The following is an 11,821-nucleotide window of genomic DNA, read 5'->3' on the forward strand; positions in this document are numbered from 1 at the left end:
CCCGAGCCGCACCCGTCCCGACCCGCCGCCGGACGACGCCTCCTTGTCATGGCCGGATCGTTCGTGTCGCAATGGTGCTCCTCAACCCGCCCGATCGGAGGCCTGGATGAGTACACGTCGAGTCAGGCGCACCGCCCGTCTCGCTCCGCCCCTGCTGCTCGCCGCCGCGCTGGGCGCCTTCTCGCTCGCGCCCGCGGCCGGGGCGGCTCCCGTCGCCGCCCACGCGGCGGCGCCCGCCGCCGTCCCCGCGCCGAAGCAGCCGGTGGCGACCGGGACCGGCGGCGCCGTCGCGAGCGTCTCGGCGGAGGCGACCGACATCGGCATCGAGGTGCTGCGGCACGGCGGCAACGCCGTGGACGCGGCGGTGGCGACCGCGGCCGCCCTCGGGGTCACCGAGCCCTACTCCTCCGGCATCGGCGGCGGGGGCTACTTCGTCTACTACGACGCCCGCAGCCACCGGGTCTCCACCCTCGACGGCCGTGAGACCGCGCCCGGCACCGCCGACCAGAACCTCTTCGTCGAGAACGGCCAGCCGCTGGACTTCTGGACGGCCGTGGACAGCGGCCGCTCGGTGGGAGTCCCGGGCTCCCTGCTCACCTGGCAGCAGGCGCTGGACCGCTGGGGCACCCGCTCACTCGCCCAGTCGCTGCGGCCCGCCGAGAGACTGGCCGACAAGGGCTTCGTCGTCGACCAGACCTTCCACGACCAGACGGCGCAGAACCAGACGCGCTTCTCCTACTTCCCGGCCACCGCCGCCCTGTTCCTGCCGGGCGGTCAGCCGCCCGCCGTCGGCAGCGTCTTCCGCAACCCCGACCTGGCCGCCACCTACCGCGAGCTGGAACGGGACGGCGTGGACGCGCTGTACCGGGGCGACATCGGACGGGACATCACCCAGGTCGTGCAGCACCCGCAGGTCGACCCGGCCTCCGGCTGGTACGCCCGCTCCGGCGCGATGACGCCGGCCGACCTGGCCGCCTACCGGGTGCGCGCGCAGGCGCCGACCGAGGTGGACTACCGGGGCCTGGACGTCTACGGGATCGCGCCCTCCTCCAGCGGCGGCACGACCATGGGCGAGGCGCTGAACATCCTGAACGACTTCGACCTCAAGCACGCCTCCTCGGTGCAGTACCTGCACGACTACCTGGAGGCCAGCCGGATCGCCTTCGCGGACCGCAACCGCTGGGTGGGCGACCCGCGCTTCGAGGACGTGCCGACGAAAGCCCTGCTCTCCCAGCGTTTCGCCGACTCGCGTGCCTGCCTGATCACGCCGGACTCCAGCCTCACCAGTCCGCTGGCCCCCGGCGACCCGCTGCACCCGTCCTCGGGCTGCCCCAACGCCGGCACACCCGCGCCGACCACACCGGAGGGCACCCACACCACGCATCTGACGGTCGCGGACAAGTGGGGCGACGTGGTCTCCTACACGCTGACGATCGAGCAGACCGGCGGCAGCGCGATGACCGTGCCCGGGCGCGGCTTCCTGCTGAACAACGAGCTGACGGACTTCGACTTCACCCCGGCCGTCGCCGGCGTCCCCGACCCGAACCTGCCGGGGCCGAGCAAGCGGCCGCGCTCGTCGATGTCGCCGACGATCGTCCTGAAGAACGGCCGATTCGACTTCGCCGTCGGCTCCCCCGGCGGGGCCAGCATCATCACCACGGTGCTGCAGGTTCTCACCGAGCACGTGGACCGGGGCCTCAGCCTCGAACAGGCCATCGCCGTACCGAGGATCAGCCAGCGCAACCTCGCCCTGACGGAAGCCGAGCCCGCCTTCCTCGGCAGCGCGGACGAGGCGGGGCTGGAGGCGATCGGCGAGTCCTTCACGCTCAACCCGGAGATCGGCGCGGCCACCGGCATCCAGGCCCTGCCGGGCGGCCTGCTCCAGGCCGCCGCGGAACCGGTCCGCCGCGGGGGCGGCGCGGCGGCGGTCGTGCGTCCGGTGGGCCCGCAGAACTGACGCCCGACCGTACTGACGCCCGCTCAAGCCCAGGCCCGCTCAAGCCGACGCCCGCTCAAGCCGACGCCCTCGCCGAGGACCTCCGTCCCCGGCGAGGGCGCCTGGCCGCGCGTCGACGCGGCGTCAGCTCATCAGGGTGTACGTGATGAGCGTGGTGAGCAGCAGCGTCACCCCGCCGAGCAGGGCGAGCTTCAGATACGCGGCGCGGTCGGGCCGGGCGTCCCTCGTCCGCGGCGCGGACGGCGCCCGCGACGGACGCGGGGACGGCGTCGGCGCGGTGGGCGCGGGCGCGGGGGCGGGCTGCGCGGCCGCGCGGGCCGAGGCCGGCTTCACCTGCGGCGCGGGCTGCGCCATGATCGACAGCGTCTGGCCGGAGAGCACCCGCTCGATGTCGGCGCGCATCTCGTCGGCACTCTGGTAGCGCTGCTCACGGTCCTTGACCAGCGCCCTCATCACGATCGCGTCGATGTCGGGCGAGATCTGCGGGTCGAACAGGGACGGCGGCTGCGGCTGGTCCTGCACGTGCTGGTACGCCACCGAGATCGGCGAGTCGCCGACGAAGGGCGGGCGCAGCGCCAGCAGTTCGTAGAGCAGGCAGCCGGTGGAGTACAGGTCGGTCCGGGCGTCCACCTGCTCGCCGCGCGCCTGCTCCGGGGAGAGGTACTGCGCGGTGCCGATCACGGCCGACGTGGCGGTCATGGTCATCCCGGCGTCGCCCATGGCGCGCGCGATGCCGAAGTCCATGACCTTCACCATGCCCTGACGGGTCAGCATGACGTTGGCCGGTTTCATGTCGCGGTGGACGATGCCGCTGCGGTGCGAGTACTCCAGCGCCTGGAGGATGCCGACCGTCATCTCCAGCGCGCGCTCGGGCAGCAGGCGCCGACCGGACTGCGTGAGCGCGAGGAGGGTGGAGCCCTCGACGTACTCCATCACGATGTACGGGAGGGATATACCGTCGAGGTAGTCCTCGCCGGTGTCGTAGACGGCGACGATCGCCGGATGGTTGAGCGAGGCCGCGGACTGGGCCTCGCGGCGGAAGCGGGCCTGCGAGACCGAGTCGCGGGCCATGTCGGCCCGCAGCGTCTTGATCGCGACGACGCGGTCGAGCCGCACGTCCCGCGCGACATGGACCTCGGCCATGCCGCCGCGCCCGAGGACGCCGCCCAGCTCGTACCGGTCGCCGAGGCGACGCGCTTCCAGCATGCTCCCAACCCTCTCCATCACCCGGACCCGCCCCCGGCCACAGGGCGGCTCCGCGCCGCTCTCTCCCCGCCGTGACCTTGGCTCGAACACGGTACCGCCTCCGGGTGACGGAGAACGCCGCGGTCCGGGCCTACGATTCAGCCATGGCCACCTGGGACGACGTCCGCAGCCTCGCTCTCTCGCTCCCCGGCACGAGCGAGCGGGCCTCGCGCGACCACATGCATTGGTGGGTGGACGGAAAAGGCTTCGTCTGGGAGCGCCCGCTGCGCGTCCCTGACCTCGCCGCGCTCGGATCTGACGCCCCGGAGGGCCCGATCCTGGGCGCGCGGGTGGCCGACGAGGGCGTGAAGGCGGCGTTGATCGCGGCTGAGCCGGAGATCTACTTCACCGTCCCGCACTTCGACGGCTACCCGGCGGTGCTGGTCCGGCTGGAACGCATCACGGTGGCCGAGCTGCGCGAGCTCATCACCGAGGCCTGGCTCTGCCGCGCCCCGAAACGGCTGACGAAGGACTTCCCGACGGAGCGGTAGCCGCACGCGGCAGAGCCTCACGCCCCCGCGGGCCGCTCAGCTGGACCAGCGGGACCTGCGGCGTTTCTCCTGCGCGGGCGCCTCCGGTGCGGACGCCGGTTCCTCCGCGGCGGTCGCCTGCGGTTCCACGCTCACGCCCTGCAGCGCACGGGCGAGGGCCACCACGTCGTCGACGGGACGGGCGATCGCGGCGAGCTGGAGGGCCTGTTCCACGACGGGCGAGTTGGGGCCGCCGAGGGCGTGCACCAGCTGGACGACCTCGGGAACGGAGCGGCTGACGACCGCGACCCGCAGGATGTCCCCGCCGCGCGTCAGCTGCGGGCCGCGCAGCGCGGCCAGGAGCACCGTGAGCTCCTCCAGCGGCCGGCCCGCCGCGACCTCGCTCGCGGGGTGCGGCCATGCGTTCTCGCCGTCCGCGTCGAGCAGGGCGAAGAGGCGGGCGACGTCGGCGACCGGGCGGTTCGCGACCGCGCTGTGGACCAGCGCGGCAGCCCAGTCGGGGACGCGGTCGGCTTCGGGCTCGGCGGCGCTCGCCGCCCCCCGCCCGGTTGGCCCCCCGGCGGCCCCGTCCACGGACTCGTCCGCGGACTCCTCAGGGCTCGATATCAACGATATTGCGCGTGCCACGGTACTTCTCCAGTGCTGGTGACGATGGATCACGGAGCGGGACGCCCGCCGGTCGGCGGGGGCTCGCCCGCCCGACCAGCGTCCCCGTCAGGGCCGTATGCGAACCACCCAAGAAGGCCATGTGGGGGACGCGTGTCGGAAAACTTCCGCGCCCCCTGCCGACCTACGTCACTGCAGGTCACGGGCTTTACTGTGCGTCACCTGTGTCACTCACAGTAAGCACGGGGTCGGCCTTCAGTAGACAGCGTCCATGACCGTCCTCACCTCGTCGAGGGTCGCGTCCGCGACGGCGTTGGCCTGCTTGTTGCCCCGGCGCAGCAGCTCCCGCAGCGAGGCCCGGTCCCGGGCCAGCTCGGCGCGGCGTGCCCGCACGGGCGCGAAGCGCTCGTTGACGGACTCGGTCACCACTCGCTTGAGCAGGGCGGCCCCGCCGCCGCCGATCTCCTGGGCGAGTTCGGCCGGGTCCCGCTCCTGACACAGGGCGGCGAGCAGGACCAGCGAGGAGACCTCCGGACGACGCTCGGGCTCGTAGCTGATGTGACGCTCCGTGTCCGTCTTCGCACCCCTGATCAGGCGGGCCGTCTCGTCCGCGTCCGCGGCCAGCTGGATCGCGTTGCCGCGGCTCTTGCTCATCTTGCCGCCGTCGGTGCCCAGCAGCAGCGGCGCGGCCGACAGCAGCGCCTCGGGCTCCGGGAAGACGGGCGCGCCCGCCCGCGGATAGCGGTCGTTGAACCGTCGGGCGACGGTGCGGGTGACTTCCAGGTGCGGAAGCTGGTCGCGGCCGACCGGCACCAGGTCCGCCTTGCAGAACAGGATGTCGGCGGCCTGGTGCACGGGGTAGGTGAACATCAGCCCGGAGACGGCCGCCTGGCTGGAGTGCCTGATCTCGTCCTTGACGGTGGGATTGCGCTGGAGCTCGGCCACGGAGACCAGGCTCAGGAACGGCAGCAGCAGCTGGTTCAGCGCGGGCACGGCGCTGTGCGTGAAGATCACTGATCGTTCGGGGTCGATGCCGACCGCCAGGTAGTCGAGCATCAGCTCCTCGACGTACCCGGGCAGGTTCGCCGCGATGTCACGGTCGGTCAGCACCTGGTAGTCGGCGATGACGACGTAGACCTCGGCGCCCTCGTTCTGGAGCCGGACCCGGTTCTCCAGGCTGCCGAAGTAGTGCCCGACGTGGAGCCGCCCGGTCGGGCGGTCGCCGGTCAGGATGCGGGGGCTGCGGGCGGTGCTGGTCGTGCTGGTGTTCATGGACGTCTCCCGGGCTCGGGGTGGTGGATGCGGGTCTGCGGGACCGGGCCGCGCGCCACCGGGCGGCGGTTCGGCGCATCCACCCCGGTGCGAGCCGGGGAACGCCGAAGGGCCGTCCGTGACGAACGGCCCTTCGAGGCGTGCGTGCGAGAGGGGGCCGCTCCTAGGAGGAGCGCCACCAGCACCGGCACGAGGAAAGCTGCATGGGGCAAGCATAGCCGCCGGGGCCGGACCGCGGGCGGGATTCGACGCCGCCGACGTGCGCGGGCCGACGGCGTCGCGCAGGCTGACCCCATGACAGCTGAAGCGGTGTCCATCGAGGCCGTCGCGGTCGACAAGCCCGAGGACCTGAACGTGATCATCGGGCAGTCCCACTTCATCAAGACCGTCGAGGACCTGCACGAGGCGCTCGCCGGCACCAGCCCGCACCTGCGCTTCGGCCTCGCCTTCTGCGAGGCCTCCGGCCCGCGTCTGGTCCGCCGCTCCGGCAACGACCCGGAGCTCGTCTCGCTGGCGGTCGCCAACGCGACGGCGATCGGCGCGGGGCACTCCTTCGTCGTCCTGCTGCGCGAGGGTTTCCCGGTGAACGTGCTGAACGCGGTCAAGTCCGTCCCGGAGGTCTGCGGCGTCTTCTGCGCGACGGCCAACCCGGTCCAGGTCCTCGTCGCGGTCACCGCGGCGGGCCGCGGCGTGGTCGGCGTGGTCGACGGCGCGCCGCCGCTCGGCGAGGAGGGCGAGGAGGACGTGGCGGCGCGCAAGAACCTGCTGCGGGCCATCGGCTACAAGCTCTGAACGACGCGGGCCGGCGCGCGGCTCACGGCGCGGGCGGGGCCAGGTGGTCGCTGAGGAAGGTCAGGGACGCCGGCAGCAGCCGCACCCAGGTGGTGAAGTTGTGGCCGCCGGTCGGGACCGTCGCCTCGGCGACGGTCATCGGCGGGTGGACTAGGGCGGCGAAGGCCTGGCCCTCGCGGTAGGACGCGCCGTCCTGCTTGCTGCTGGCCAGCATGACGGAGACCGGCGGGGCCGGCAGGTGGGTGAGCCGCCAGCTCAGGTTCGCCTGGTCGCGCAGCGTCTGGCTGCCGCCGAACAGGTCGCCGGTGGTGATGTCCTCCGCGGCCTTGAAGTAGCCCGACAGCGAGGCGGCCGCGGAGTAGACCGACGGGTTGCGCATGGCGAGCTTGAGCGCGCAGTAGCCGCCCGTCGAGTCGCCGATCGCGCCCCAGCCGGCCGCGTTCGTGGCCACCCGGTAGGAGCCCTCGACGTCGAGCGGGACGTCGGCGGTGAAGTAGGTCTGCGCCTGCGGGCCGTTCGGGACGTCCTCGCACTCGCTGTCGCGGGGCATCGACGGCGAGGGCTGCATCAGCACCTGCACCATCGGCTTGATCTTGCCCTGCTGGAGCAGCTGGAGCTCGATCGAGGGGTACTGGAGCTTGGTGAGCAGGTTCTTCGCCTCGCCGGGGAAGCCGGTCGTCACCAGCAGCACCGGGAACCGGTCCTTGGCGTAGGCGGGCTGGAAGTACTGCGGCGGCAGGTAGACGTAGCCGTCGGTGGCGAGCCCGGTGACGTGGCCGGGGATGAGGACCCGGTCGACCCGGCCGACCAGGGCGGGGGCCCGTACGCCGATGCCGTCGGAGCCCGTCGCCTCCTGGCCCAGCACCTGGACCGCGCCGTGCGGGCCCTGCTTCGAGCCGGTACCGGCCACGGACGCCTGGACGGCGACCGGGCCGCCGCCGATGCCGAGCAGGTCGTGCCAGCTGCTGTAGAAGGAGAAGTAGTCGTTGGCGAGGAGCCCCAGGGTCGACACCAGCAGCAGTTGCGTGACCACGACCGCGACGATCCGCCCGAGGACCGGCTTCCAGCCCCGTCCGGCCAGGCGCGGCCAGAACCACACCATCGCGACGAGGCAGACCCCGGTCAGCAATGCCACCAGGATCAGGATCCCGCTGCCGGTCAGCCCCATGCGCCCGCCCGACCTCCGTCCGTACGCCGCCTCCGCCTCCTCTCAGAGTGCACCACCGGCAGCGCACGCGTCACAGAAGCCCCGACACCGACGCGCGCCGCTGCCGCCCCGTCGCGGCGGACGGCAGCAGACTGGGGACGTGCCCCGCCCTCCCCGCACCGTGCGTGGCGTGCGTGCCGTGCGTGTTCTGGCCCTGTGCACCGCGCTCCTCGCCGCCGCGTGCACGAGCGCGTCGCCGGGACCGAGCCGCCCCGCCTCGTCGGGTGGCTCCCCCGTCGCCCCGTTGACGCTCCCGCCGGGCGCCGCGAGTCCCGCGCCGACGCTGCCCGGCGACTGGCTGACCTACCATCACGACCCGGCCCGCTCGGGCGACGTTCCCAGCGTCCCCGCGCCGGGGGCGCTGCGGCAGGCGTGGCGGGCCCAGCTGGACGGCGCGGTCTACGGGCAGCCGCTGATCGTGCGCGGCACGGTCGTCGCGGCGACGGAGCACGACAGCGTGTACGGCCTCGATCTCGCGACCGGCCGGGTCCGCTGGCACACCTCCCTCGGCACGCCCGCCCCGCTCTCCACCCTCCCCTGCGGCAACATCGACCCGCTCGGCGTCACCGGCACGCCCGTCTACGAGCCGGGCACCGGCCTGGTCTTCGCGCTCGCCGAACTGAGCACCCATCAGCACGTGCTGACCGGCCTGGATCCCGCGACGGGCGCGGTCCGGGTCCGCCGGGAGGCCGAGCCGCCGCACGGAGACCCCCGCGCCCACCAGCAGCGCGGCGCGCTGGCCGCGGTCGACGGCCGGGTGCTGATCACCTACGGCGGGCTGAACGGCGACTGCGGCGACTACATCGGCTCCGTCGTCTCGGTCCCGGCGACGGGCTCCGGGCCACTCCTGACGTACGCGGTCCCGACCAGCCGCGAGGGCGGCATCTGGGCGCCGGGCGGGCCGGTCCTCACCCCGGACGGGCGGGTGCTGGTCTCGGTCGGCAACGGCGCGGCGGAGAGCGGGCCGTGGGACGGCTCGGACTCGGTTCTGGCCCTCTCCCCCGCCTCGCTGACCGTCACCGGCTCCTTCGCGCCCGCGAGCTGGCCGGACGACAACGCCCACGACCTCGACCTCGGATCGCTCACCCCGGCACTGGTCGGCCCCTGGGTGCTCGCCGTGGGCAAGCGCGGCACCGGCTACACCCTCGACCTCGCCACCCGCCTGCACCGCACCGGCGTCGGCGGCGAGCAGGCGCAGGCGCGCCTGTGCAGCGCCTACGGCGCCGCGGCCGTGACGGGCTCCGCCGTGTTCGTGCCCTGCGCCGACGGCCTGTTGCGGGTCGACGTCGGGGCGGACGGCGTGCCGCGGCCGGGTTGGCACGTCTCCCTGCACGCGTCCGGCTCGCCGGTGCTGGGCGGCGGCGCGGTGTGGGTGCCGGACTACGGAGCGGGCATGCTGCTGGCTCTCGACCAGGCCGACGGCCGGGTGCTGGCCCAGGTGGCCACGGGGGAGCTGCCGCACTTCGCCTCGCCCGTGCTCAGCGGCGACCGCGTCCTGATCGGCACGGCGGCGGGGGTGACCGCCTTCACCGGAGCCTGAGCGCGGGGGCGACCACGCGCGCGACTGAGGGCCGGCTGAGGGCCCGAGGGCCGTCGCCCAGATGGTGCAGCCTCGTCCGCGAGCGAAGACAATGGTGCGAGGGGTTCCCCGACCTCGGGAGGACCCGATGAGTTCGCACGCGCGTTTCTCCGCCGCGGCGGCAGCTCTCGCCGCAGCGATGCTGGCCGTGACGACCGGGGCCGCCGTCGCCGTCCCCGGGGACTCCGGCTCGCCCGGTCCGTCCACGCCGCCGCCGCTGAGCGGGGTGCCGTCCAGTACGGCGACTCCCGGCGGTTCCGGCAGTTCCAGCGGCTCCGGATCGATGACGACCACGACGTGGAAGTTCTACAGCGTCAGCACCTCGTCGAACCTCTACACCTCGAGCGGCCAGGTCATCGCGAACCCGAGCGCCGCGCCGGCCGTCGGCGACTACGCCGTCGGCACGGACAACGACTACGTCGGCACGCACACCAGCCACTCGTCCGCCGTCTACGCCACGGACCACCTATACTGCCTGTTCACCAAGGCGCCGGCCACGGCCACCTGCTCGGCGCAGATCGCCACCAGCCAGGGCATGCTGATCGCGGACAACTCGACGCAGGACTTCGCCTCGCAGGCCCCGACCCAGACGTTCAAGATCACCAACGGGACGGGCGCCTACCAGGGCGCCACCGGAACGGTCGTGGTCACTCCCATCGCGAACACCAACAACGCCGACTTCGTGGTGACCTGGTCCAGGTAGCGCACGTGGACCGACCCCGGCCGCCCGTCCTGACGGCCAGGGCGGTCGCGGACGTCAGTGCGCTTGCGCGGCCGGTTCCAGCACGAACAGCGGGATCTGACGGGTGGTCTTGGTCTGGTAGTCGGCGTAGTCCGGGTAGGCGGCGACGGCCCGCTGCCACCACTGCGCCTTCTCCTCGCCGGTCACCTCACGGGCCGTCATGTCCTGGCGGACCGGACCGTCCTGCAGTTCGACGCGGGGGTCGGCCTTGAGGTTGAAGTACCAGACCGGGTGCTTCGGCGCGCCGCCCTGCGAGGCGACGACGGCGTAGCGCCCGTCGTGCTCGACCCGCATGAGCGGGGTCTTGCGCAGCTTGCCGCTCTTGGCGCCGACGGAGGTCAGCAGGATCACGGGCATCCCCCGCATCGTCGTCCCCTCCTTGCCGCCGGACGACTCGTACTGTTCGACCTGGGCCCGCACCCAGTCCGTCGGGCTCGGCTCGTACTCACCCTTCAAAGGCATGCGTATCCGTCCCATCGCTCTCGGTGACGCTCGTTCGTGACCATGATTCCACTCCCCACCGCGCCCCGCACCGAACGGCGGCCCTGAACGCGCATGTCGGCCGCGGAAGTCGGAGGATGGGCGGCGAGACCGGGCCGCGACCGGCGCCGCCCGGAGACCCTGCCCGGAGGTGACCGAGGTGAGCTGGCCTGACGCCGGTGACGAGCTGCGGGAGGACCTCGACGAGGCGCAGCTCGGCAAGCCGGAACCCTGGTACTACTGCCTGAAGCACCACCGCGCCGAACAGGGCCATCAGGAGCCCGCCCGCTTCCTGCTCGGCCCCTTCCCGACCGAGGAGGCGGCCTCGCACGCGCTCGAGAAGATCGAGGAGAACGAGGAGGCCTGGGCCAAGAAGGACCGCGTCGAACGCGAGCTGCGCGAGGAGGGCGGGTCGTCGTGAAGGAGATGTCCTCCGACATGGAGCACGACGACAAGATGCTCTTCTTCACCTTCACCGATCGTGTGGCGGCGACCGCCGCCTTCGAGGACGTAAAGGAGCTGCCGACGGTCAACCGCGCGGCGCTGATGCAGCGCGACGTGGACGGAAAAGTCACCGTCCCCCTGGACTACGACCCGGGCGCGGGCGGCGCGATGGTCGGGTTCGGCACCGTCGGCACCATCCTCGGCCTCTTCATCGGCCCGCTCGCCACCGCCATCGGCATCGCGCTCGGCGCGGGCCTCGGAGCGCTGGCCGACGGCGAGGAGGCGGAGAACGAGACGGGCGCGCTCGTCGGCCTCAGCGCCTGGGTCGACCCGGGCAGCTGCCTGCTCGTGGCCGAGATGGTCGAATCCGACCCCCGCGCGGTCGACTCCATCGCCGCGCGGCACGGCGCGACCCGCCTGCAACGCGTACCGGCATCCGAGGCGGCCGACTGGATGGAACGCTTCCGCGCAAAGGCGGAAGCACAGGCCCGCGACTGAGACCACTCATCCGCAACCTGCGCGCCCCCGCAGCCTCCGCTCCACGTCACAAGCCCAGTCCCGGAACCGGCCCGAGCTCCGCAATCCGTCTGCCGCAGGAGGCAGCCACGCCGGCGCGCCTCCCGCTACCGCCCGGCACGGCGGCCATGTCACAGGCCCGGAACCGGCCGGAGCTCGGCAACCCGCTGCGCCGCAGGGACGGCCACGCCGGGACGCCTCGCGCCACCGCTCCGCACGGCGGCCACGCCGCAGGCCAAGGCCCCGGGCCGGCCCGAGCTCCGCAACCCGTCCGCCCCAGGGGGCAGCCCCGTCGGGGCGCCTCGCACGGCGGCCACGCCGCAGGCTCGGGCCCGGAACCGGCCGGAACTCGGCAGGCCGTCGGCCGCCCGGACTCTCCGCCCCGCAGGGCCGGCGACTCACAGGCACAAGCCCAGGAGCTCCAGGGCGCAGGAGGGGCTCGGGGTGGCGCCCACGGGCGGCGGGGGCGGCGCGCTGCGCGGGGTGGGGT

11 protein-coding genes and 1 pseudogene are annotated in these 11,821 nt (G+C 73.3%); 7 read left to right on the plus strand and 5 right to left on the minus strand.

Features of this window, described 5'->3' with window-relative positions; all coding sequences use genetic code 11:
* Nucleotides 1–106 precede the first annotated feature (106 nt).
* The gene (gene ggt, locus TR50_RS25185; protein WP_052441307.1) at nucleotides 107–1,957 is read left to right on the plus strand and encodes a gamma-glutamyltransferase; all 1,851 of its coding nucleotides are present in this window, start codon (nucleotides 107–109) and stop codon (nucleotides 1,955–1,957) included.
* A gap of 204 nt (nucleotides 1,958–2,161) precedes the next feature.
* Here the strand turns inward: ggt and pknB are convergent.
* A pseudogene (gene pknB / locus TR50_RS25190) lies at nucleotides 2,162–3,163 on the minus strand (Stk1 family PASTA domain-containing Ser/Thr kinase); the annotation flags it as partial.
* Between the two features lie 143 nt (nucleotides 3,164–3,306).
* On the opposite strand from pknB, the gene TR50_RS25195 reads away from it, so the two are divergent.
* Nucleotides 3,307–3,693, plus strand: a complete 387-nt coding sequence (locus TR50_RS25195) for an MmcQ/YjbR family DNA-binding protein (RefSeq protein ID WP_042426254.1) — start codon at nucleotides 3,307–3,309, stop codon at nucleotides 3,691–3,693.
* A 36-nt stretch (nucleotides 3,694–3,729) separates the two neighbouring features.
* Here TR50_RS25195 and TR50_RS25200 read toward each other — a convergent pair whose 3' ends face one another.
* Both TR50_RS25200 and trpS read right to left on the minus strand, forming a co-directional pair.
* The gene (locus tag TR50_RS25200) at nucleotides 3,730–4,320 is read right to left on the minus strand and encodes a hypothetical protein (RefSeq protein ID WP_152648616.1); all 591 of its coding nucleotides are present in this window, start codon (nucleotides 4,318–4,320) and stop codon (nucleotides 3,730–3,732) included.
* Between the two features lie 234 nt (nucleotides 4,321–4,554).
* Nucleotides 4,555–5,571 carry a tryptophan--tRNA ligase gene (gene trpS / locus TR50_RS25205; RefSeq protein ID WP_042426260.1) on the minus strand — a complete coding sequence of 339 codons (1,017 nt, stop codon included), beginning with the start codon at nucleotides 5,569–5,571 and terminating at the stop codon, nucleotides 4,555–4,557.
* A gap of 294 nt (nucleotides 5,572–5,865) precedes the next feature.
* On the opposite strand from trpS, the gene TR50_RS25210 reads away from it, so the two are divergent.
* A complete protein-coding gene (locus TR50_RS25210) occupies nucleotides 5,866–6,363 on the plus strand; it encodes an adenosine-specific kinase (RefSeq protein WP_201776869.1) in 498 nt (165 codons plus the stop codon).
* Nucleotides 6,364–6,385: 22 nt separating this feature from the next.
* On the opposite strand, the gene TR50_RS25215 is transcribed toward TR50_RS25210, so the two are convergent.
* Nucleotides 6,386–7,531: an alpha/beta hydrolase gene (locus TR50_RS25215; protein ID WP_042426265.1), complete on the minus strand. Its 1,146-nt coding sequence runs from the start codon at nucleotides 7,529–7,531 to the stop codon at nucleotides 6,386–6,388.
* 169 nt (nucleotides 7,532–7,700) lie between these two features.
* Between TR50_RS25215 and TR50_RS25220 the strand changes: the two genes are divergently transcribed.
* Entirely contained in the window at nucleotides 7,701–9,110 is a 1,410-nt protein-coding gene (locus TR50_RS25220; RefSeq protein WP_052441308.1) for an outer membrane protein assembly factor BamB family protein, read from the plus strand.
* Nucleotides 9,111–9,237: 127 nt separating this feature from the next.
* A complete protein-coding gene (locus tag TR50_RS25225) occupies nucleotides 9,238–9,852 on the plus strand; it encodes a hypothetical protein (protein ID WP_042426269.1) in 615 nt (204 codons plus the stop codon).
* 54 nt (nucleotides 9,853–9,906) lie between these two features.
* Here the strand turns inward: TR50_RS25225 and TR50_RS25230 are convergent, their stop codons facing one another.
* Nucleotides 9,907–10,353: a nitroreductase family deazaflavin-dependent oxidoreductase gene (locus TR50_RS25230; protein WP_042426272.1), complete on the minus strand. Its 447-nt coding sequence runs from the start codon at nucleotides 10,351–10,353 to the stop codon at nucleotides 9,907–9,909.
* Between the two features lie 178 nt (nucleotides 10,354–10,531).
* Here TR50_RS25230 and TR50_RS25235 point away from each other — a divergent pair, with 178 nt between their 5' ends.
* A complete protein-coding gene (locus TR50_RS25235) occupies nucleotides 10,532–10,792 on the plus strand; it encodes a hypothetical protein (RefSeq protein WP_152648618.1) in 261 nt (86 codons plus the stop codon).
* Nucleotides 10,789–11,313: a hypothetical protein gene (locus TR50_RS25240; RefSeq protein WP_052441309.1), complete on the plus strand. Its 525-nt coding sequence runs from the start codon at nucleotides 10,789–10,791 to the stop codon at nucleotides 11,311–11,313. Before TR50_RS25235 ends, TR50_RS25240 begins: the two co-directional genes overlap by 4 nt.
* Nucleotides 11,314–11,821: the final 508 nt, after the last annotated feature.

Origin of the sequence: Streptacidiphilus anmyonensis, from assembly GCF_000787855.1 — a bacterium.
Classification (GTDB): Bacteria; Actinomycetota; Actinomycetes; order Streptomycetales; family Streptomycetaceae; genus Streptacidiphilus; species Streptacidiphilus anmyonensis.